The sequence below is a fragment of the Aureimonas sp. Leaf427 genome, from assembly GCF_001425485.1.
GTDB lineage: Bacteria > Pseudomonadota > Alphaproteobacteria > Rhizobiales > Rhizobiaceae > Plantimonas.
In genome coordinates this window covers 250057-270730 of sequence record NZ_LMQW01000034.1, presented here as the reverse complement: position 1 = coordinate 270730, position 20674 = coordinate 250057, and the positions used below count along the sequence as shown (strand labels likewise).

The following is a 20674-nucleotide window of genomic DNA, read 5'->3' as shown; positions in this document are numbered from 1 at the left end:
GAGGTCCTTATCGTTTGTGTCCGGTATCGAGGCGGCGTTCCATGTAGACGGAATAGCGCGACATCGAGAAGCAGAAGAGCCAGAAGACGAAGGCGGCGAAGACGAGACCCGTCGCGGGCGTGTTTTCCGTCGCCCAGTTCTGGTCGCTGAAGCCGCGCCGGACCTGGCCAAGCAGATCGGCGAGACCGACTGCCGCGACGAGGCTCGTATCCTTGAAGAGCCCGATGAACGTGTTGACGATGCCCGGGATCACGAGTTTCAGCGCCTGCGGCAGGATGATCATCCGCATCTTCTGCCAATAGGTCAGCGCCATCGCATCGGCGCCTTCGTACTGGCCCTTCGGGATCGCCTGGAGACCGCCGCGGATGACCTCGGCCATGTAGGCGGCCGAGAAGAGGGCGACGCCGACGAGAACGCGCAGGAGCTGGTCGAAGCTGACGCCCGGCGGCAGGAAGAGCGGCAGCATGAAGTTCGCCATGAAGAGCACGGTGATCAGCGGAATACCGCGCCAGAACTCGATGAAGATCACCGAGAACATCTTCACGATCGGCATTTTCGAGCGCCGACCGAGCGCCAGCAGAATGCCGAGCGGCAGCGACGCGACGATGCCAGAGATCGCGACGACGAGCGTCAGAAGAAGGCCGCCCCAGGAATTGGTGGCGACGGGCGTCAGGCCGAGATCGGACGTGAGGAAGGCAAGCACGGCCACGATGGCGACGAAGGGCGTCAGCACGGAGAGAACCGTCCCGCGCGTCTCGGGCGTTGCGAGCGTCGAGATCGCCGTGAGGACGACGACGAAAATCGCCGCGCCGACGGAGACGAGGCCGGCAACGGTCAGCTCGAAGTCGAGAAAGCGCACGTCGTCCGTCTTCACCACGAGCGACGCCACGAAGGCGACGAAGGACACGGCGAGAAGGCCGAGCGCCAGCCGGACGAGCGGCGCCTCCCAGCGGAAACCGATCTTGCCACTTGCGACATAGAGCGTCACGGCAGCGGCGAGCAGCATGAAGAAGGCCGCGCCGCTCGCGCCGAGATTGAAGTCGCCACCCGTCAGAAGCACCAGCGCGACGAAGGGGAACACCGCGAGAAGCAGGATCGCGTTCAGCCGCTTGAAGGGCACGCTCGGAATGGCGATCGGAACGACGAGCGCCACGAGAAGGATGATCAGGAGATCGGCCCGCCAGCGTTCGGCTTCGGGATAGATGCCGTACATGAAGAGCTCGAACTTCGCCCCGATGAACGCCCAGCAGGCGCCGGCTTCACGCCCTTCGGCGGGCAGGCAGACAGACCGGTCGCTACCCGTGAAGGCCGCGTTGACGATGCCCCATTCGAAGAGATGATAGACGACGTAGACGATCAGCGCAGCGGCCAGGATCGTCAGGAGGGCGTCGACCGGCGTCGCGAAGAGGTTCTTGCGAATGCGGGCAATCGGACCCGTTTCTCCGGCCGGCGGCGGCAGAGGCAGCTTGGGCTCGGTCGAGACGAAGCGCGCGACTTGTTCTTCCATGGGGTGCGCTCCGGGATCAGCGTTCGACCAACGCCATGCGGGCGTTGAACATGTTCATCAGGAAGGACGAGACGAGGCTGATGCCGAGATAGGCGCAGATCCAGATCGCCACGACCTCGACCGTCTGGCCCGCCTGGTTGGCGACGGTCGAGCCGATCGAATAGAGCTCGGGATAGCCGATCGCGAAGCCGAGAGACGAGTTCTTGGTGAGGTTCAGATACTGGCTCGTCAGCGGCGGGATGATCACCCGGAAGGCCTGCGGCACCACGACGAGGCGCAGAAGCTGGCTGCGCGTCAGCCCGAGCGCCATCGCCGCCTCGCTCTGTCCCTTGGAGACCGACAGAATGCCGGCGCGCACGATCTCGGCGATGAAGGCGCCCGTATAGATCGAGAGCGCCAGGAACAGGGCGATGTATTCGGGCCGGACCTGCAGGCCGCCGACGAGATTGAAGCGCGTCGCCGCCGGAAACTCGAGCGTGCCCGGCAGGCCGGTCGCGACAAAGGCGACGACGGGAAGGCCGACGATGAGGCCAAGAGCCGGAAGAAGGAGGCTCCGCCGCTCGCCGGTCGCGAGCTGATGCGCCTTGTTCCGGCGGCTGAGAAGGATCGTCGCGACGATGCCGACGACGAGCGCCGCGAGCGTCACCCAGGCCAGCGGCTGAAAGATCACGGCGGGAATCTGGAGACCGCGATTGGTCAGGTAGACGCCGATCGGCGACTCGGCGAGACCGCGCGGCGCCTGCAGCAGCGCCAGGACGCCGAAATACCAGAAGAGGATAACCAGCAGCGGCGGGATGTTGCGGAAGGTCTCGACATAGACCGTGGCGAGGCTGCGGACGAGGAAGTTGCGCGACAGGCGCCCGATGCCGACGATGAAGCCGAGAATGGTCGCGAGCACGATGCCGGAGATCGCGATGACCAGCGTGTTCAGAATGCCGACGAGGATCGCCCGGCCATAGGTGGAATTGCTGGAATATTCGATGAGATGCTGGCCGATCTCGAAGCTCGACCGCGTGCCGAGAAAGCCGAAGCCGGACGCCATGTTCGCCTGCCGCATATTGGCGGCGGTGTTGTCGATGATCCACCAGGCGAAGGCGACGAGCGCGCCGAGAAGAACGACCTGCACCACGGCGCTGCGCACGGTCGGATTGGTGAAGATCGCGGTTTTCGAGCCTTGGCGCGGCAGCGGATGGGTCTCGGCGGTCATGAAGCGTTGCTTGCCTCTCCAGGGTTGATCGAACTCGGCCGAAGGTGGCCCGGGCGGCTGCGGAGGACCCGCGCCGTTGGCGCGGGTCCTTTGTCATGCGATAGCGGGCCGGCTCCCGAGGGCCTGGCCCGCCTTCGATCGATCAGCGGATCGGCGGTGCGTACTGGAGGCCGCCCTTGGTCCAGAGAGCGTTCTGGCCGCGCGCGATGCCGAGCGGGGTGGACGCGCCGATGTTGCGCTCGAAGACCTCGCCGTAATTGCCGACGCCCTTGACGATGGCGACGACCCAGTCGTTGGGCAGGCCGGCATCGGCGCCGAAGGTCGAGCCGACGCCGAGCATGCGCTTGATCTCGGGGTTCGGGGAGTTCTTCATCTCCTCGACATTGGCCTGCGTGATGCCCAGCTCCTCGGCGTTCAGAAGCGCGAAGTGGGTCCACTTCACGACGTCGAACCACTGCGAGTCGCCGCCGCGCACGGCGGGTCCGAGCGGCTCCTTGGAGATGATCTCGGGCAGGACGATGTTGTCGTCCGGCTTGGCCAGCTCCAGGCGCGAGGCGTAGAGGCCCGACTGGTCCGTGGTCAGAACGTCGCAGCGGCCGCTGTCATAGGCACCGTTCACGTCGTTCTGCGCCTCGATGACGACGGGGTTGAACTGCATGTTGTTGGCGGCGAAGTAGTCGGCGAGGTTCAGCTCGGTCGTCGTGCCGCTCTGCACGCAGACCGTGGCGCCCGAGAGCTGCAGCGCGGAGTTGATGTTCAACTCCTTCTTCACCATGAAGCCCTGGCCGTCGTAGTAGTTGATGCCCACGAAATCGAGACCGAGCGCGGTGTCGCGGTTCATGGTCCAGGTCGTGTTGCGGGCGAGGAGATCGATCTCGTTGTTCTGAAGCGCGGGGAAGCGCTGAACGGCCGAGAGGGGAACGTACTGGACCTTCGTGACGTCACCGAAGACGGCTGCGGCGACGGCCTTGCAGTAGTCGATGTCGAGGCCCTGCCACTGGCCGGCATCGTTCTGCGAAGCGAAACCGGGCAGGCCGGTGTTCACGCCGCATCTGAGAGTGCCGCGCGCCTTGACGTCGTCGAGGGTCGCTGCCGAGGCATGGCTGGCTGCGAGACCCGCAACGGCGAGGCCGAGCGCGGCTGTCAGAAGCTTCGTCTTCATGAGATACCTTCCCATTGGAATGTCATTGTCCGATCCGGATGCGCTAAGCCGAACGATGCAAACGCTATTCTGCTCGGAAACCGCCGGAAGGCGTCCTCGCGGACGCCTTTACCCCCTCGACATCATGCCAAAAAAATTGGCAGGTCAAGGTTGTGATACTTTTTTTTCAGGGGAAAGCTTTTTCCGCCTGAAACTGCCCGAAAACGAAGCTGGAAGCCCATCAATTGAGCAAAGAAGAGCATTCGTCCCTGGCCAAATGGGGCCCGAACACGCAGTTGGTTCGATCTGGAAGTGATCCCGACGAATTCCACGGCTTCGTGAACACGCCGGTCGTGCACGCCTCGACGGTTCTGTTCAAAGATACCGAGACGATGCGGCGCCGAGGCGGGAAGTATCGCTACGCGCTCTGGGGAACGCCGACGACCGACGCGCTGGAAGATGCGCTCGACGAGCTGGAAGGCTCCGCCGGCACGATCCTTCTTCCCTCCGGTCTGGCCGCGGTGACGATTCCGCTTCTCGCCTTTCTCGGCCATGGCGATCATGTCCTCATCGTCGATTGCGTCTACTCGCCGACGCGCAAGTTCGCCGATACGGTGCTGAAGCGGATGGGCGTCGAGGTCGAGTATTTCGACCCGGCCCGTCCGGACGGCATCGTGGCGCTGATGCGGCCGGAGACCAAGGTCGTGTTTCTGGAAGCGCCGGGCTCCAACACGTTCGAGATGATGGACATCAAGGCGGCCTGCGACGTCGCGCACGCCGGCGGCGCTGTCACCATGATCGACAACACCTGGGCGACGCCCCTCTTCTTCCGCCCGCTCGACCACGGCGTCGACCTCTCGATCCATGCGCTGACGAAATATCCGGGCGGCCATTCCGACGTCATGATGGGCAGCGTCTCGGCCAATGCCGCCACCTATGCGCGCCTGCGCGACACGCAGATGACCATCGGCATCAATGCCGCGCCCGACGACACCTATCTCGTCCTGCGCGGTCTGAAGACGATGGGCCTGCGCCTGGAGCGCCATCAGGAATCGGGGCTAGCCCTCGCCGAATGGCTCGAAGGTCGGGACGAGGTCGCCCGGGTGCTCCACCCCGCCCTGCCCTCCTTTGCCGGCCACGATCTTTGGAAGCGCCAGTTCAAGGGCGCGAGCGGCCTCTTCTCCTTCGTCCTCGCGGGCGGCGGAGACCGGGAGGCGGCGGCCTTCCTCGATGCGCTGAAGCTCTTCGGCCTCGGCTTTTCCTGGGGCGGATTCGAAAGCCTCGCGGTCCACGTCGACCTCTCGGACCGCCGCCATGCGACGGCGGCGCCGGAGGGCCCCGTCATCCGTCTCCAGGTCGGACTGGAGGACGTGGCCGATCTGAAAACCGATCTGGAACGGGGCTTTGCGGCCCTCGCGGACGTGAAGCGCGGTCTTTAACGACCGGCCTCGACCCGCGGCGGCCCAAACCGCCGGGGGTGATCCGCCAGCCGTTCCATGCCGGTCCGTCGCCGATGCCTTCGGCATGGACAGGCATCGGCGACGGACCCGCACCCGAGTTCCGAAGTGCCCTCGGCCGACCGCAGATCCGCCCTACGAGACCTCCGTCGACGGTTTGAACTGGCGGGCGAATGATGCCAATGTCGCAAATGGCGCAGGTGTTTGTCGCGCCGGCATGCAGCGTATCGAGTGGAGTTTTCGAAGATGGCGTCGTCGCGTTCGAGATTGCGGGTCCTGGCCTGTATGGCGGCGTTCCTGGCCGGCGGGCTCGCGCCGGCGGCCGCGCAGGATGCGCCGTCCGCTGCACAAAATGCGTCGCCTGCCTCGGCTCTCGCGCTCGAACTCAACACGGCCAACGATGTCGGCGACGGCTGCCGCCTCGCCTTCGTCGCCTATAACGGCACGGACAGGGCCCTCGAGGCGGTGTCCTACGAGGTCGTCGTCTTCGACGGCGGCCAGCGCATCTCGCAGTTCGTTCTCCTCGACTTCGGGGCTCTGCCCCAGCGCAAGACGAAGATCGTCCAGTTCGACATCGCCAATTCGAAATGCGCCGACATTTCCCGCATCGTCATCAACAGCGCATCGCGCTGCGAGGCCGGCGGCGCGACCCTGCCGCTCTGCCTCGACGCCGCAAAGCCGACCTCGCGCACCTCGATCGCGCTCGACCTGTAGTCCGGGTCAAACGCGAGGCGCACCGCTCCCCGCGCGGCGAGGGAGCGGACGCCGACATCCGGGATCACGAAGCGATCATCCGGATGTCGTAGTGAGAGCGGCGAAGAAGAGAGGGGCAAGCCGATGCCGGACCTGGATATCGATATTCTCCGTCAGGTGTTCCTGTCGATCGGCGGACCGGTCATGGGCGCGCTCGTGGTCGTCTCGATCGTGGCGCTTGCGACATCCATCCTGAAGGTCATGGATTTCGCCCGCCTCGGCGTCGGCTCGCACAAGAGAGCGGACCGGGCCCTGCGTCTCTGGGCGGAGGGCGACCGCAAGGCCGCCTTCGAATCCGTCGAGGTGCACAAGGCCGCCTTGTCGCGCGTCGCGGCCGAGACGATGCGGTCCATCGGCTGGGCGCCCGATCAGCTCGATGCCGCGCGCGATGCGGGCCTCACCACGGCCTCGGACATCCTGGCCACCATGGGGCGGCGGATGCGCCTGCTCGAGACCATCGTCCAGGCCGCGCCCATGCTCGGCCTGCTCGGCACGGTTCTCGGCATGATCGACGCCTTCGGGGCGCTGGCCGCGAGCGGCGGCGTCGGCGATCCCGGGCAGCTCGCGGGCGGCATCTGGCTCGCTCTGTCGACGACCGCCGTCGGCCTCGCCATCGCGATTCCCTTCTACTTCGTCGCAAGCTGGCTTGAGGAGCGGATCGAGACCGAGCGGCTGGCGATGGAGAGCGTCATCGCGAGGATCCTCGCGAAGGCTCGACGTCCCTATGCGAGCCGGGACGCGAAAACGGCTTCGTCGCCTGCGCGAAGCGCCGAGCGTCTTCGCGACCACGAAATCGGCTGAGCCGCCATGTCAGGCCCGCAAACGGCACCCCTCGGCCTCCGCCCCCGCAGAAAGCTGCGTCGCCCGATGGTGCTGACGCCGCTGGTCGACATCGTCTTCCTTCTCCTCACCTTCTTCATGCTGTCCTCGCAGCTGACGCCCTTCTCGATGCTGACACTGGAGGGTCAGGCCTCCGGGCCGGCGTCCGCGGCGCCGCCGCTCGCGACGTCCGGCGAGGCGCGGCCGGATGCTCTTCTCTCCGTCGATGCCGGTCGCGTGCGCCTAAACGGGCGGGTGCTCAGCCCAGGTGCCCTCCTCCCGGCCCTGCGCGAGGAGGCCGCCAGCGGCACGACGCGCCTCACCATCCTCGCCTCGGCCGATGCGACGGTGCAGGATTTCGTCGCCGCGCTGGAGGCCGCCAAGATCGCGGCCTTCGCTTCGATCGCCGTCGCGGATATGCGATAGTTCGGCCATGCCGCCCTCCGATCGCGAAGCGACGCCATGCTGAAAGCGCGCAAATCCCCGCCCACGATGGACTTCGCCGTCCCGGCGATCAACATCGTCTTCCTCCTGCTTCTCTTCTTCATCACGAGCGGCAGTCAGGTGAACCGGCCCGAACTCAGCGTCGCGCCGCCGACGGCCGAACTCCTGCCCGGCGACCGCCTGCCCCGGCCGCTCCTGACGGTGATGCCGGAGGGCGCGCTCTTCCTGGATGGCGAGGCCATCGAGGAGGCCGACCTCCTCTCCACCATCGCCGCCCGGCGTCTCGCGGACCCCTCCGCCTTCGCGACGCTGAACATCATGGCGGATCGCACCTTCTCGGCGCGCGACCTCCTAACGCTCATGGATCGCCTGCGCGGCGACACGGGCATGGCGTTGAAGATCGTCACCCGGCGTGAGATCGCCAGCAGGGCCGCGCCATGATTGGCGCTCTGTCGTCCTCGGCGGAAGATCGGGCGTGGCGCATCGGCGCCTATACGCTTGCCACCCTCATCCATCTCCCGCTGATCGTGACGGTCCAGCAGTTCGGCGCCGCCATCGCCGCCTCGCGCCCGCCCGAAAGCGTCATCACGCTTCTGGAACGGCCGGAGACGGCCCGGGTGAGCGTGGTGGAAACGCGGGGCGGGCGGGCGGATGCTGTGACGCAAAGCGCCGGCGTTCTCGAAGCGGCACCGATCACGGCGACGCGGCTGGGCGCCAGGGTGGAGGCCCCCGTTCCGGCGCAGGTGCCCTCGACCGGCGCAGCCGCCACGGTCAGCGACAATCCGCTCAGCATCGCGAGCGTCATTGCGTCGGGCACGGCGTCGCCGGCCGCCCTCGCGGACGATCGCGCCATCGCCTCGACGCCCGACGCACCGCCGGCTGCGACCGCCGTCGAGGCGACGGCGCCCACCGCGCCGGCCGTCGCGACACCTGCGGCACCGTCGGCGATCGCGGCGCCGACAGCCGCGCGCGTCGCCGGCACGCCGGCCTCCGTGACTCCGACTTCCAGCTCAGTCGCCGCCACCGCACCGTCGCCCACGATCGCGCCGTCCGCTCCGGTCGCGATCTCCCCCAGCGCCGCCTTGCCGAGCCGGACGCCGAGCCCGATCGTTGCGTCGTCCGGCGCCGCGGCACCCCAGCCTCTGCCGCGCATCTCGATCGCCGCGGTTGGCAGCCGGCCGGCGACGCAGCGCGGCATGTCCTCGTCTCCGGTGGTCTCGAACATCCCGCCGTCCGGCGGAAGCGGCGGTTCCGGCATATCGCCGCTGGTGTCTCCGGCCGCTCGCGTGGCGCCGACCGTACCGCAGGCCGTCGGGGTCGGCGGAGCCGTGGTCGCGCCCGCCGTCCCGACGACGCCCTCGGTCGCCCGCACGCTCCCGGGCGCAGCGCCCGCCGATACGGCTCCCCAGCAACCGGTGCCCCAGGTCGCCGCGCTTCCGGCGGATGCGGCGGAGGCCGAGCCGGACCGCGAGGCGCTCAACGCCTTCGTGCGCGGCTACCAGGGCGGCGGCTGTTTCGCCGCGCTGACGATCGCGACGGGCGATGACAGGCTGAGCATTGCCGGCTTCTCGCGCGACGAGACCGAGCTTGCCGGGTTCGAGGACGCGCTGGAAAAGCGGACGGGGCCGCGCCCCGAGGCCGCCGCCCGAACGGTCTCGCAGGCGCAATGCGCCGTCCTCGCCTTTGCACGCGGCCAGGCGGCCTATCCCGATTTCCCCGTCCGACTGACGCTCCAGCCGGACACGATCGCCAGCGGCGCAACGATCGCCGGGCGGATCGTCGGGGTGGGCGAGCGCCCCCTGACGATGCTGATCCTGGACGACGAAGGCCGCATCCAGGACGCCAGCTTCCTCCTGTCGCGAGAGCCGGGCGGAGACTGGGTGTTCGAGACGCCGCTGAGCCTCACCGGGGATCCCGTGCCGACCGTCCAGCTCTTCGTCGCGCTGGCCGGCGCCGGACCGATTTCCACCATGCGGCCGCCCGTTCCCGTCGAGGCCCGGCGTTATTTCGTGGAGATCGACCGCCTTCTGAAGCAGAAGGGCCAGTCGCTCGATGTCGCCCTCGCCGCCTTCACGGTCGGCCCTCCCTCGACGGCGAGCGTGCCTTGATGGTGCTTCGAACCGATCCTAAGCCTGACGGGACGAACCGGGAGGATAGCGTGTCGCCCCCTACAACCACGGTCCGCCTCGCGGCCGTCGCCCTGTCCCTATTCGGCCTTTCCGTTCCGGCCGGCGCGGAGCTTCGAAGCCTTGGCGGCATCGTGCCCTTCGGTCTTGCCGGGGGCCTGTGCATCGGCGCCTCGCCCGACTGTATCGAGAAGCTCACCGCGCCGGAGGGCTTCGATCTTCTCGTGGCGTTCGATCTCGATTCCGCCACGCTGACGCCCGCCTCCCGCGAGAGCCTGAAGGCCTTCGCCGCGACGCTGGCCGACGAGCGGCTGGCGACGGCAAGCTTCGTCGTCGAGGGTCATAGCGACGCGCGTGGCGGCGCGGCCTACAATCAGAGCCTCTCCGAGCGGCGCGCGAAGGCGGTGCGCGACTTTCTGCTCGAATGCGGCGTCGCGCCGGACAAGCTCGGGGTCGCCGGCCTCGGCGAGAGCGACCCGCGTGTGTCCGATCCGCTCGACCCCGCCAATCGCCGCGTCGAAATGCGCATCCGCATCCGCTGACGGTCTTCAGGGATGCGGACCGACCCCGCTAAGCCTTTGACAGGACGGGGCCCGACGGATGCTCTTCGTCGGCCGGGCGCGAGCGGCAGATGGTCTGGAGCAAGCTTCGCCTGTCAACGGTGGCGTCTACCGTTCAGGAGATATCGGCATGATCCGCGAGGATACGTTCGTCACCACCAGCTTCCGCACGCTCGGCTATGCCGGGGCCGGCCTCTTCACCCTGGCGCCGCCGGCCTTCATCTATGAGATCTATCTCATCTTCTACACGACCGCGGTCGAGGAGAACCCGTCCATCGGCCTCTTCGCCGCGCTGACGCTTCTCCTCTCCTTCGCCAGCATCCCGATGATGATCATCGGCCGCCGCCAGCGCCACTCGGCTTCCCCCACCCTCGGCCGCGAGCCCGGTTCTCTCTGAAGCTCCATTGCCTGCGGCCGGGTCAAAGACCGGGCTGCAGGCGGCTCGGGCGCAGCTGGCCGGAAAGTTCGAGCAGGCTGTGGCCGGTCGCCGCGATATGGGCCTCGATGCGCTTGAGATCGCGCACGATGTCGAGCTGGAGGGAGCTGGCGTCGATCTCCGCGCCCGTTCCCTGCCGCATCCGGGCGAAGTGGCGCTCCTGGGTCGCGCGCTCGATCTCGCGAAACGCTTCCTTCTCCAGCACCAGCCGCTGCGCGGCCTGCCGGTCGCCGAACATGAAGGCCGCGACGGCCAGCTGGAGATGGTCGATCAGGCGCGTGTGCATGTCCTCGATCTGGCGCCCCGCCTCCTCCGACAGACGCAGGCCATGGCGGATGCGGCGGGCGGCGACGTCCATGAGATTGCGGTCGATGATGTCGCCCATATGTTCGAGATTGATCGCCAGCGTCAGCGTGTCGGAAAGCTTGCGCTGCTCGGCGGGCTCCAGTTCCTCCTGTCCGATCGCCCCGAGATAGAGCTGGATCGACTGGAACAGCCGGTCGAGCACGTCGTCGAGCCGGCTGGTGGCCGCGATCTTCTCGGGATCGTCGTGGCGGAAAGCCTCCTGCGAGCGGCGCAGCATCGTGTCGATCACGTCCGCCATGCGCAGCACCTCGCGCGCGGCATTGGAGAGCGCGACGGAGGGCGTCGTCAGCGCGGCGCTGTCGAGATAGCGCGGCGCGCCGGGATCGCTGGCCGCGGCGGCCGCCGGCAGAAGCCGCTTCAGGAGCTTGGTCATCGGGCGGAGAAGCGGCAGGAAGAGGAGCCCCGTCGCGATGTTGAAGAGCATGTGAAAGCCCGCCGCCGCCCGGGCGGGCGAATCGTCGAAGGAGAGGAGCAGGACGGACGCCGGCTCCACGAAGGCGATCGCAAGCGCCGCGCCGATCAGTCGGTTGACGAGGTTGCCGATCGGCAGGCGCAGGTGCACGGGATCGCCGCCGAGATGGGCGATGACCGGGTTCAGCGCGCTGCCGATATTGGCGCCGAGCACCATGGCGAGCGCGGCCTCCGGCGCGACGACCCCGGCGCCCGCCAGCGACATGACGAAGAGAATCGCCGCGACGCTCGAATGCGCGGCCCAGGCGAGAATCGCCGCCATCAGCACGTTGAGCAGCGGGTCGGACCCGAGAATATGGAGCACGGCGCGCAGATCCGCCGAGGCCTCCAGCGGCGCCATCGTGGCGGTGAGGAGCCGAAGCGCCAGAAGCATCAGCCCGAGCCCGACCAGCGCGGAGCCGATATCGCGCAGGACAGGTCGGCCGCCCGAGCGGTAGGCGAGCACACCGACCAGGATCAGGCCGGGCGAAAGCATGGAGAGATCGAACGAGACGAGCTGGACGATCAGCGTCGTGCCGATATTGGCGCCGAGCATGACCGAAAGCGCGGGCATGAGATCGACCACGCCGCCCGCGGCAAACGCGCTGACCATCATGGCCGTCGCCGTGCTGCTCTGGAGCAGCGCGGTCATGCCGAACCCGGTCAGGGCCGCCTTCGCGCGATTGCCGAGCCCCATGCGCACGACGCCGGCAAGCCGGCTTCCCAAAGCACGCTGAACGCCGCTCGTCACCATATGCAGCCCCCATAGAAGGAGGGCGATCTGTCCTGCCAGCCCTACGAGAACCTCGGTCGCGGACATGGGCGTTTCCTTCGCTCGGCGGCCCTGCATCCGGCAGGACGAATCATCGTCCGCCCGATATCTTGCGTCAGCCTGTCATCGCAGTGTCACAAAGCGCATAAAGTGCGCATTCAACCGGCCTACGTCAATCGACGCATGGGTTGTAAGAGGACTTCGGTTAGACTGCGCAGGAACGCCCGGCACGACGTTCGAGCACGTCGTCACCGATGTCGCAGGCACGACATATTTCGTGCCCCGGGAGGGCTCGAAAAAAGAAGCAGGGGCTATAACTTATACGTCAACCGTTCGAATGAGGCAGACGACGTCGTTTGCGGAACAGCCTCTGACGTTTCTTCCGCGGATCATCATTCATGGTTGCCAAGTCCTTGAAAACACAGATTGCAGCGCTTCCTTTTCGAAACGCAGCCGGGCCGGACGCGGAAGTCCTTCTCATCACCTCGCGCGACACCGGTCGCTGGGTGATCCCGAAAGGCTGGCCGATGAAGGGCAAGAAGCCGTATGAGGCAGCCGCCCAGGAAGCTTGGGAGGAGGCCGGCGTCATCGGCCGAGTCGTCAAAAAGAGCCTCGGACATTACGACTACGACAAGGCGGCCCCCGACCGCGCTTCCTCCGTTCGTTGCCGCGTCACCGTCTTTCCGCTGGCGGTCGAAGCGGTGGATACGGCGTGGCCCGAGTTCGGACAGCGCCATCGGCACTGGTTTCCCTTGAGCGAAGCGGCGAATCTCGTCGACGAGAAGGAGCTTTCCGACCTGCTCGTCGCCTTCGACCTGCGTCATCGGCGCGCCCGCGAAAAGGCCGAACGGCCGAAGGGCAGTGCGACCAAAGCTCTGCGGCGCGCCGCCGCTGCCATTCTTGGAAAGGCCGACACGGACGCGACGCCCGCCGAGTGAGCCCGACCTTCATCCTCCTGGTGAGAGCGGCGCCTTTGCACTGGCATTCCCCAGGTCCAGCCTAGATAATGGCGCGGGGCCGGCTGTCGGCCCTTTTAGGAAGAGGACTGCCGCCATGCTCGCCGAAGCCGAGAAAGACCGGATCGCCAACGAGATCGGAAACCTCTTCGAGGGCTTGAGCCTCGACGATGTCGCGCAGATCCTGACGATCCAGCTCGCCATGCTCGCCGCCCAGGGCGCGGACAACCAGGAAGAGGCGCTCGAATTCCTGGATGAAATGCGCGACGACGCGGCCGAAGTTCTCCAGTCCATCGACTTCGAGGCGACCGACGAGGACGAAGACGAGGAAGAAGCCAAGGCTCCGGCCTCTTGATTCGACCCGTTTGAGGAAGTGCCGCGACGGGATGGCCAAGGCCGGCTCCGAACCGCGGATCGACAAAGCGGCGTGCGTCCCCCGAGGCGCACGCCGTTTCGCATTCTGGAGGGTTCTTTTAGGGTCGGCCGCCGCCGCGAATGGCTGAAAACGCCATGCCGGGGCGCACGATCCCAACGGATGCGCCGTGCCGAGCGACCTTCAAGCGGCCCCGTTCAACTGCGGGCGGCGCGACGCTCCAGCCAGTGCGTCAGCGCGGTCGAACGCTGAGGGCGATAGGGCGCGGGCGGGGCGAGGCCGAGAACGTGGCGCCGGAGGCCGGCCGTCAGGGTCTTGCCGTCGCCGATCTCGGACAGGCCGGCATGAGGAATGACGGCACCGACCGTCAGCTTGATCGAGCGCCCGTAAAGCCGGCGGAAGGCACCGATCAGAAGACCGTAGCGAAGGGTCTGCGACCATTTGCTGACGAGGTGGAAGAGCGGCCCGTTCTGCCCGTGAACATGGACCGGCAGGATGGACGCGCCGCCCGTGCGCACGAGGCGCGCGGCGAACTGCTTCCAGGGCAGGTCGTCCGCCCGGCCGAAGACCTTGGCCGCCGTCGCGACGCCGCCCGCCGGAAAGACGACGATCGTCACGCCTTCGCCGAGGAGTCGCATCGCCTCCTTGCGCGTCTGCAGGTTCATCGCCTGCGCCTCCTTGGAGAGGTCGAAGGCGACGGGCAGGCCGTAGGCCGCCATTTCCGGGATCTTCATCAGATCCTTGCTGATGAGGATGCGCACGGGACGGCCGAGCTTCTCGGCCAGCGCCAGCATGGCCGCGCCGTCGCCGATGCCGAACGGATGGTTCGCGATGACCACGAGGCGCTCGGGCAGCTCGCCCGGCACCGGCCAGGCGCCGTCGATCTCCAGGCGTATGCGCATGAGATCCAGCATGGCGTGGAACGGCCGCGCGCCCTGCCGAACCGTCTCGACACGCCAGCGCGTATAGAGCCGCACGAGCTTCGCCCGGCCCGCCGCGCGCTCCATGGAGCGGATGACGAAGCGATGCATCGGGCGATGATCGGCATGGGCATAGCTGAGTTCGGGATGGCGCATGGCGGCACGGCTCCGGAGAGATCCAAATGCCGTCATCCCAGACCTCTGCGAAGCTGCGATGACAGGAGCCGAGCCCGCCCCTCCGCGTCAGGCCGCCTCGACGCGGCGCTCCGTGCGGATCGCCCGGCCCGCCTCGTCGAAGAAGCGCAAGGACGAAGGCTCGGCGGAGAGATGCACGCTTGATCCGCGCGCGAGCTCGACGCTGCCGGGCGCCTTCACCACCAGAGGCTCGCCCTTCTGGCCGAGATCGACATAGATCAGCGTCACCTCGCCCAGCGCCTCGGTCAGCGTCACCCGGCCGGTCAGACGTCCCTCGCCCTCCCCGACGATCGACAGATCCTCCGGCCGCACGCCGAGATGCAGCGCGCCGACGACGCCCGATGGCGCCGAGATGGTGGCCGCCCCCTGCCCCGCATCGAGAACGACGTTTCGCCCGGAAACGCGGCCAGGCAGGATGTTCATGGCGGGGGAGCCGATGAACTGGGCGACGAAGAGATTGTCGGGGTCGTGGTAGAGTTCGAGCGGCGTGCCGACCTGCTCGATGCGTCCCTTGTTGAGGACCACGATCCGGTCCGCCAGCGTCATGGCCTCCACTTGGTCGTGGGTGACGTAGATCATGGTCGTGCCCTGCATGCGCTCGTGCAGGCGCGCGATCTCGATGCGGGTCTGAACGCGCAGGGCCGCGTCGAGATTGGAGAGCGGCTCGTCGAACAGGAAGACCTTCGGATCGCGCGTGATGGCGCGTCCGATCGCCACCCGCTGGCGCTGGCCGCCGGACAGCGCCTTCGGCAGACGGTCGAGATAGGGCTCGATCTGCAGCACGGCCGCCGCCTGGCGCACGCGACGGTCGATCTCCTCCTTCGGCGTGCCTTTCTCCAGCGTCAGCCCGAAGGCCATGTTCTCGTAGACCGTCATATGCGGATAGAGCGCGTAGGATTGGAAGACCATCGCGATGCCGCGCTCCTTCGGCGTGCGATCGTTCATCACCTCGCCGTCGATCGCGAGCGTGCCGCCCGAAATCTCCTCCAGGCCGGCGATGACGCGCAGCAGCGTGGACTTGCCGCAGCCGGACGGGCCGACGAAGACGACGAACTCGCCGGAGCGAATGTCGAGGTCGATGCCGTGCAGCACCTTCACCGCGCCGTAGGCCTTGTGGACGCCGCTGAGCTTCAGATTGGCCATTGTCCTGTCCTCCCTTGGCGCCTTCGGCGCATCTACCTGTGGTTCAGCCGAGCTTTGCGAAGAAAGCGCCATGCCGCGAAAGCCGGACGCGGCGTCCCTCCATCGGCCCGGCCCCGAGATCGCCGGCCGCATCGAGCGGCGCCGCCGCCCCGAACTCGGCCGGCAGCACGAGATCCTGCGTCTCGCCCGAGAGGTTGAAGGCGCAGAGCAGCGTTTCTCTCTCGAACGCCCGGCGGAAGGCCAGGATGCCGGTCCCGAGATCGACGAAGGCGAGGCTGCCCCGACGCAGCGCCGGATGCGCCTTGCGGAAGGCGAGAAAGCGCCGGTAGGTCTCGATCAAAGAGCCCTCGCGCCCCTCCTGCCGATCGACCGCGCCGGGAAGATGCCCCTCCGGCACCGGCAGCCATGTCCTCGGCGCGCTGGAGAAGCCGCCGTTCGGCGCGCCAGCTTCCCACACCATCGGCGTGCGGCAGCCGTCCCGGCCCTTGATCGTCGGCCAGAAGCGCTTGCCCCAGGGATCGGCGAGGTCCTCGAAGGCGATCTCGGCTTCGGTCTGGCCGATCTCCTCGCCCTGATAGAGGCAGACCGATCCGCGCAGCGAGAGAAGAACCACGGCGGCGAGCTTCAGAATCGCGTCGCGGTCGGCATGGCCCTCGGCCCAGCGCGTGGCATGACGCACGACGTCGTGATTGGAGAAGGCCCAGCAGGCCCAGCCGTCGGCGGCGGTCTCGGCGAAGCGCTCGACCACCGGGCGGATGTCGTCGATCTCCGGCAGCGCCGTGTTCAGGAAGTCGAAGGCGTAGCACATATGCAGGCGGTCCGGGCCGCCCGTGTACTCGCCCATCAGCTCGACGCCCCGGATCAGCTCGCCCACCTCGCCGACGGCTGTGCGGCCCTCGTAGCGGTCCAGAAGCGCGCGGAACCGGCGCAGGAAGTCCAGGTTCTCCGGCCGGTTCTTGTCGTAGAGGTGGTCCTGCCGGTGATAGATCTGCGAGCGCGGCGCCATCCGCTCGTTCCAGAATTCCGGCGCGAGCGGCGGGTTGTCGCGCAGTTCGGCGTCGTGGAAGTAGAAGTTCACCGTATCCAGCCGGAACCCGTCGACGCCCCGGTCCAGCCAGAAGCGCACGACGTCCAGCATCGCGTCCTGGACCTCGGGATGGTGGAAGTTGAGATCGGGCTGCGAGATCAGGAAATTGTGCAGGTAGTACTGCTGCCGTCCGGCGTCCCACTCCCAGGACGAGCCGCCAAAGTTCGACATCCAGTTGGTCGGCGGCGAGCCGTCGTCCTTGGCATCCGCCCACACATACCAATCGGCGCGCGGATTGACGCGGTCCTTCCGGCTTTCGGCGAACCAGGGATGGCGGTCCGACGTGTGGGAGAGGACGAGGTCGATCATGACCTTCAGCCCCAGCCGATGCGCCGTCGCCACCAGCGCGTCGAAATCCGCCAGCGTCCCGAAGATCGGATCGACGTCGCGATAATCCGAGACGTCGTAGCCGAAATCGTCCATCGGCGAGGTCATGAAGGGCGAGATCCACACGGCATCGACGCCGAGCTTGGCCAGATGCGGCAGCCGCGCCGTGATGCCCGGCAGATCGCCGATGCCGTCCCCGTTCGAATCCTGAAACGAGCGCGGATAGATCTGGTAGATGACCGCGCCGCGCCACCAGTCCGCATCCGCTCCGGCCGGCCGGACCGGGGTCTCGGCGCTCGCGGCGGGACGGATCGCGGTGTCGATGTCCAGCATGGATCAGCCTTTCACGCCGCCGGCCGTCAGGCCGGAGATGATCTTGCGTTGGAAGATGAGGACGAGGACGATCAGCGGGATCGTCACGATGACGGAGGCTGCCATCAGCGTGCCCCAGGGCGTTTCCTGCTCGGACGCGCCCGAAAGAAGCGCGATGGCGACGGGCACGGTCCGCGTCTCGTTGTTGGCGACGAAGGTCAGCGCGAAGAGGAACTCGTTCCAGGCCGCGATGAAGGCGAGGAGCCCCGTCGTCACCAGCGCCGGCCACATCAGCGGTAGGAAGACGCGGCGGATGATGGTGAAGGGCGAGGCGCCGTCCACGATCGCCGCTTCCTCGATCTCGATCGGCAGATCGCGCATGAAGGTCGTCAGCACCCAGACCGTGAAGGGCAGAGTGAAGATCATGTAGGCGAAGATCAGCGCGAAGAGCGTGTTGTAGATGCCCATCGCCCGGATCATCTCGAAAAGGCCCGCCAGCACCGCGATCTGCGGAAACATCGAGACCGCGAGGATCGTCAGAAGCAGCAGGCCCCGCCCCCGGAAGTTGACGCGGGAAAGCGCGAAGGCCGCCGTCACCGCCAGGAAGAGCGAGATGGCGACGACCGTCGAGGCGACGATCACTGAGTTCAGGATGTTGCGCAGGAAGACGCCGGACTGGAACACGCCGACATAGTTCGCGAGGCTGAACGAGCGCGGAAAATAGTCGATCCGGAAGAGATCGGTGCCCGATTTGAAGCTCGTCAGGATCGCGTAGTAGAAGGGGAAGACCGAGAAGACGACGATGGCGACGACGAGGGCGTAGAAGCCGATCGTGCCGGCCGTGCGTTTCAGCGTGCGGCTCGTCATCTCAGCGCCCTCCCTCGAAGTTCACCCGCGCCAGCTTGATGTAGAGAAGCGTGATCATCGCGATCACCAGGAAGAGCATGGTCGAGGCAGCAGAGCCCTGGGCGAAGTTGTCGAACTGGAAGAGGTTCTCCTGCGCGTAGACGCTCATCGTCTTGGTCTCCGCGTTGTTCGGGGTCAGGACGTAGATGAGGTCGAAGACGCGCAGCGCATCGAGCGCCCGGAAGATCACTGCGACGAGGATCGCCGGGCGGATCAGCGGCAGCGTCACCTTGAAGAACACCTTCACCGGATTCACGCCGTCGATCCTGGCGGCCTCGTAGACGTCGCCCGGCACCATCTGAAGGCCCGCCAGGATGAGAAGCGCCATGAAGGGCGTCGTCTTCCAGACATCGACGATGACGACCGCGAGCATGGCCGTGTCCGGCGAGGCGGTCCAGGCGATCGGCGCCGACAGGATGCCGACCGAAACGAGGATGTCGTTCAGGATGCCGAACTGGTCGTTCATCATCCAGGCCCACATCTTGGCGGAGACGATCGTCGGGATAGCCCAGGGAATGAGAACGGCGGCGCGCACGATGGAGCGGCCCTTGAACTCAGCGTTCAGCACCAGCGCGAAGACGAGACCGAGCAGCGTCTCGATCGTCACCGAGATCGCGGTGTAGGAGACCGTGTTCCAGACCGCCTGCCACCAGACGGGATCGACCAGCAGGCCAAAGGCCTCGCCCTCCCCGTCGCCATAGTCGACCCACTCGTAATAATTGCGAAAGCCGACGAACTTCGCCGCCGCGAGATCGCCGAGCGTCGCATCCGTGAAGGAGAAGCGGATCGTCTGGAGAAGCGGCCAGCCGGCGACGAGGGCGAGAACCGCGATCATCGGCAGGAGGAAGATCCAGGCGGCACGGCGGCGCTGGCGCGTCAGGGCGGACCGGCCGGGCACGCCGGCGGCGTCCGCCTTCGGTGGAGGGTTCGTCGGCGGCACGCCGAGCGTCGCTTGGGTCATGGGACACGCCTGGAACGGAGGAAACACCCTCTCCGGCCGAGACGTCGGCCGGAGTGCTGCGCCGGACGGACCGCCGCGACCGGAGCTGCCGCCCCAATCGCGACCGCCGAACCTACCAGCCGCTGCGCTTCAGGCGGCGGAGCTGCTTTTCCAGCGCATCGAGATTGGTCGCCCCGTCTCCCTGGCCGGACAGGGTGCGGTTGACCGCGGTCCAGAACTGCTGCGAGACCTCGTTGTACTTCGCCTTGGTCGGCGCGGAGGGGCGCGGCGTCGCGTTCTCGAACACCGTCTTCCACTTCGCCACGAGCGGCTGCTTCTCCTGGATCTCGGGATCGTCGTAGACGGACGCGATGGTCGGCAGGCGCGCCGTGCCGAGCGCCCGCTGCTTCTGCGCCTCGGCCGAGGTCAGGAACTTCACGAGCTCGATCGCCGCCGGCTTGTGCTCGGAATATTCCGAGACCGCGACGTTCCAGCCGCCGAGGCAGGCCGCGGACGTGCCGCCGTCGCCGGCGGGCAGAGGAGCGGCGTCGAACTTGCCCTTGATCGGCGAGTCGTCGCCATTGCCCAGCGGAAACGCATAGGGCCAGTTGCGCATGAAGACCGCGTTGCCCGTCTGCCAGACGCCGCGCGTCTCCTCCTCCATGTAGCCGGTGACGCCGGCCGGCGCGATCGTGCCGATCCAGCCGCGCGCCCTGTCGAGCGCCGCCGCGGCCTTCGCGTTGTTCACCGTGATCTCGCCTTCGGGGGAAACGATCTGCCCGCCGCCGTCGGAGACGATCCATTCCAGCGCGTCGCAGGTCAGGCCCTCGTAGGCCGCTCCCTGGAAAACGAACCCATTCATCTGCGCGTTGCCGCCCGCGCGTTCCTTGTCCTGGATCTCCTGCGCGGTCGCGGTCAGCTCGGCCCAGGTCGCGGGGACGGTCTTGCCGTATTTTTCCAGGAGGTCCTTGCGGTAGTAGAGCGCCGGCGCATCGGCATAGAGCGGCATGGCGACGAGCTTGCCGTCCACCGTCTGGGAGGCGATGACGGAGGCCGAGTGCTGCCCCACCACGTCCTTCATCGCCTCGGTGAGATCGACGAAGTTCGTCGCCAGCTGCGGCGCCCAGATCACGTCCGTCCGATAGACGTCGACATCCTTGTTGCCGGCCGAGAGCCAGAGCCGGTACTGGCCGAACTGGTCGGTGGTCGAGGCCGGCATGGTCACGATCTTGACCGTGTGTCCGCTCGCCTTCTCGAAAGCGTCGAGCTGCCCGCGCAGCTCCTCGATATCCTTGCCGATCGAGCCGGCCACGATCGACAGCTCGTCCGCGAAGGCCGGTGCGGCACCGAGAACGGTGGTGGCGACGAGCGCCCCCATCAGTGACTTCAACATGATCTTTCCTCCCAGACATCGTCATCGGCGATCGCCGGCCGGCGAACCCTTGCGTCCCGTCACCCATTCCTCGCCGGCCCCGGC

At 67.2% G+C, this 20674-nt stretch carries 20 protein-coding genes; 10 read left to right on the top strand and 10 right to left on the bottom strand.

Going from position 1 to position 20674, the window contains the following annotated elements; genetic code table 11:
- Positions 1-7: 7 nt before the first annotated feature.
- The 3 genes from ASG62_RS17385 to ASG62_RS17375 form a co-directional block, all read right to left on the bottom strand.
- Positions 8-1507: an amino acid ABC transporter permease gene (locus tag ASG62_RS17385; RefSeq protein WP_056693803.1), complete on the bottom strand. Its 1500-nt coding sequence runs from the start codon at positions 1505-1507 to the stop codon at positions 8-10.
- A gap of 16 nt (positions 1508-1523) precedes the next feature.
- A complete protein-coding gene (locus ASG62_RS17380) occupies positions 1524-2714 on the bottom strand; it encodes an amino acid ABC transporter permease (RefSeq protein ID WP_056693798.1) in 1191 nt (396 codons plus the stop codon).
- A 142-nt stretch (positions 2715-2856) separates the two neighbouring features.
- Complete coding sequence (locus tag ASG62_RS17375; RefSeq protein ID WP_056693795.1) at positions 2857-3876, bottom strand: amino acid ABC transporter substrate-binding protein; 1020 nt, start codon at positions 3874-3876, stop codon at positions 2857-2859.
- A gap of 224 nt (positions 3877-4100) precedes the next feature.
- On the opposite strand from ASG62_RS17375, the gene metC reads away from it, so the two are divergent.
- The 8 genes from metC (at position 4101) to ASG62_RS17335 (ending at position 10411) form a co-directional block, all read left to right on the top strand.
- Complete coding sequence (gene metC, locus ASG62_RS17370) at positions 4101-5294, top strand: cystathionine beta-lyase (protein WP_056693794.1); 1194 nt, start codon at positions 4101-4103, stop codon at positions 5292-5294.
- A gap of 303 nt (positions 5295-5597) precedes the next feature.
- Complete coding sequence (locus ASG62_RS17365; protein WP_056693791.1) at positions 5598-6026, top strand: hypothetical protein; 429 nt, start codon at positions 5598-5600, stop codon at positions 6024-6026.
- Between the two features lie 123 nt (positions 6027-6149).
- The gene (locus ASG62_RS17360) at positions 6150-6866 is read left to right on the top strand and encodes a MotA/TolQ/ExbB proton channel family protein (protein WP_056693788.1); all 717 of its coding nucleotides are present in this window, start codon (positions 6150-6152) and stop codon (positions 6864-6866) included.
- Positions 6867-6932: 66 nt separating this feature from the next.
- Positions 6933-7310 carry an ExbD/TolR family protein gene (locus tag ASG62_RS17355; RefSeq protein WP_056693786.1) on the top strand — a complete coding sequence of 126 codons (378 nt, stop codon included), beginning with the start codon at positions 6933-6935 and terminating at the stop codon, positions 7308-7310.
- A 36-nt stretch (positions 7311-7346) separates the two neighbouring features.
- Positions 7347-7769, top strand: coding sequence for an ExbD/TolR family protein (locus ASG62_RS17350; protein WP_056693783.1), 423 nt, complete (start codon positions 7347-7349; stop codon positions 7767-7769).
- On the top strand, positions 7766-9436 hold the full coding sequence (locus ASG62_RS27035) for a hypothetical protein (RefSeq protein WP_056693781.1): 1671 nt from the start codon (positions 7766-7768) through the stop codon (positions 9434-9436). Before ASG62_RS17350 ends, ASG62_RS27035 begins: the two co-directional genes overlap by 4 nt.
- Positions 9437-9486: 50 nt before the next feature.
- Complete coding sequence (locus tag ASG62_RS27030) at positions 9487-9996, top strand: OmpA family protein (protein WP_056693778.1); 510 nt, start codon at positions 9487-9489, stop codon at positions 9994-9996.
- Positions 9997-10144: 148 nt separating this feature from the next.
- Complete coding sequence (locus tag ASG62_RS17335) at positions 10145-10411, top strand: hypothetical protein (RefSeq protein WP_056693775.1); 267 nt, start codon at positions 10145-10147, stop codon at positions 10409-10411.
- Positions 10412-10433: 22 nt separating this feature from the next.
- On the opposite strand, the gene ASG62_RS17330 is transcribed toward ASG62_RS17335, so the two are convergent.
- The gene (locus ASG62_RS17330; protein WP_056694047.1) at positions 10434-12086 is read right to left on the bottom strand and encodes a Na/Pi cotransporter family protein; all 1653 of its coding nucleotides are present in this window, start codon (positions 12084-12086) and stop codon (positions 10434-10436) included.
- 350 nt (positions 12087-12436) lie between these two features.
- On the opposite strand from ASG62_RS17330, the gene ASG62_RS17325 reads away from it, so the two are divergent.
- The gene (locus ASG62_RS17325) at positions 12437-12976 is read left to right on the top strand and encodes an NUDIX hydrolase (protein ID WP_082537141.1); all 540 of its coding nucleotides are present in this window, start codon (positions 12437-12439) and stop codon (positions 12974-12976) included.
- 115 nt (positions 12977-13091) lie between these two features.
- A complete protein-coding gene (locus ASG62_RS17320) occupies positions 13092-13349 on the top strand; it encodes a hypothetical protein (protein ID WP_056693772.1) in 258 nt (85 codons plus the stop codon).
- Between the two features lie 215 nt (positions 13350-13564).
- Here the strand turns inward: ASG62_RS17320 and ASG62_RS17315 are convergent, their stop codons facing one another.
- The 6 genes from ASG62_RS17315 to ASG62_RS17290 form a co-directional block, all read right to left on the bottom strand.
- Entirely contained in the window at positions 13565-14443 is an 879-nt protein-coding gene (locus ASG62_RS17315; RefSeq protein WP_056693768.1) for a 1-acyl-sn-glycerol-3-phosphate acyltransferase, read from the bottom strand.
- An 87-nt stretch (positions 14444-14530) separates the two neighbouring features.
- Complete coding sequence (locus ASG62_RS17310; protein ID WP_056693765.1) at positions 14531-15625, bottom strand: ABC transporter ATP-binding protein; 1095 nt, start codon at positions 15623-15625, stop codon at positions 14531-14533.
- A 43-nt stretch (positions 15626-15668) separates the two neighbouring features.
- A complete protein-coding gene (locus ASG62_RS17305) occupies positions 15669-17372 on the bottom strand; it encodes an alpha-amylase family glycosyl hydrolase (protein ID WP_082537140.1) in 1704 nt (567 codons plus the stop codon).
- Positions 17373-17375: 3 nt separating this feature from the next.
- A complete protein-coding gene (locus ASG62_RS17300; RefSeq protein WP_056693763.1) occupies positions 17376-18218 on the bottom strand; it encodes a carbohydrate ABC transporter permease in 843 nt (280 codons plus the stop codon).
- 1 nt (position 18219) lies between these two features.
- Positions 18220-19218: a carbohydrate ABC transporter permease gene (locus ASG62_RS17295; protein WP_082537139.1), complete on the bottom strand. Its 999-nt coding sequence runs from the start codon at positions 19216-19218 to the stop codon at positions 18220-18222.
- Positions 19219-19330: 112 nt separating this feature from the next.
- Complete coding sequence (locus tag ASG62_RS17290) at positions 19331-20590, bottom strand: ABC transporter substrate-binding protein (RefSeq protein ID WP_056693761.1); 1260 nt, start codon at positions 20588-20590, stop codon at positions 19331-19333.
- Positions 20591-20674: the final 84 nt, after the last annotated feature.

Excerpts from the sequence above, each read along its gene's own strand:
- ASG62_RS17385 (WP_056693803.1), bottom strand. The coding sequence starts at position 1,507 with ATGGAAGAACAAGTCGCGCGCTTCGTCTCGACCGAGCCCAAGCTGCCT.
- ASG62_RS17380 (WP_056693798.1), bottom strand. The coding sequence starts at position 2,714 with ATGACCGCCGAGACCCATCCGCTGCCGCGCCAAGGCTCGAAAACCGCG.
- ASG62_RS17375 (WP_056693795.1), bottom strand. The coding sequence starts at position 3,876 with ATGAAGACGAAGCTTCTGACAGCCGCGCTCGGCCTCGCCGTTGCGGGT.
- ASG62_RS17365 (WP_056693791.1), top strand. The coding sequence starts at position 5,598 with ATGGCGGCGTTCCTGGCCGGCGGGCTCGCGCCGGCGGCCGCGCAGGAT.
- ASG62_RS17360 (WP_056693788.1), top strand. The coding sequence starts at position 6,150 with ATGCCGGACCTGGATATCGATATTCTCCGTCAGGTGTTCCTGTCGATC.
- ASG62_RS17355 (WP_056693786.1), top strand. The coding sequence starts at position 6,933 with ATGGTGCTGACGCCGCTGGTCGACATCGTCTTCCTTCTCCTCACCTTC.
- ASG62_RS17350 (WP_056693783.1), top strand. The coding sequence starts at position 7,347 with ATGCTGAAAGCGCGCAAATCCCCGCCCACGATGGACTTCGCCGTCCCG.
- ASG62_RS27035 (WP_056693781.1), top strand. The coding sequence starts at position 7,766 with ATGATTGGCGCTCTGTCGTCCTCGGCGGAAGATCGGGCGTGGCGCATC.
- ASG62_RS17335 (WP_056693775.1), top strand. The coding sequence starts at position 10,145 with ATGATCCGCGAGGATACGTTCGTCACCACCAGCTTCCGCACGCTCGGC.
- ASG62_RS17330 (WP_056694047.1), bottom strand. The coding sequence starts at position 12,086 with ATGTCCGCGACCGAGGTTCTCGTAGGGCTGGCAGGACAGATCGCCCTC.
- ASG62_RS17325 (WP_082537141.1), top strand. The coding sequence starts at position 12,437 with ATGGTTGCCAAGTCCTTGAAAACACAGATTGCAGCGCTTCCTTTTCGA.
- ASG62_RS17320 (WP_056693772.1), top strand. The coding sequence starts at position 13,092 with ATGCTCGCCGAAGCCGAGAAAGACCGGATCGCCAACGAGATCGGAAAC.
- ASG62_RS17315 (WP_056693768.1), bottom strand. The coding sequence starts at position 14,443 with ATGCGCCATCCCGAACTCAGCTATGCCCATGCCGATCATCGCCCGATG.
- ASG62_RS17310 (WP_056693765.1), bottom strand. The coding sequence starts at position 15,625 with ATGGCCAATCTGAAGCTCAGCGGCGTCCACAAGGCCTACGGCGCGGTG.
- ASG62_RS17305 (WP_082537140.1), bottom strand. The coding sequence starts at position 17,372 with ATGCTGGACATCGACACCGCGATCCGTCCCGCCGCGAGCGCCGAGACC.
- ASG62_RS17300 (WP_056693763.1), bottom strand. The coding sequence starts at position 18,218 with ATGACGAGCCGCACGCTGAAACGCACGGCCGGCACGATCGGCTTCTAC.
- ASG62_RS17295 (WP_082537139.1), bottom strand. The coding sequence starts at position 19,218 with ATGACCCAAGCGACGCTCGGCGTGCCGCCGACGAACCCTCCACCGAAG.
- ASG62_RS17290 (WP_056693761.1), bottom strand. The coding sequence starts at position 20,590 with ATGTTGAAGTCACTGATGGGGGCGCTCGTCGCCACCACCGTTCTCGGT.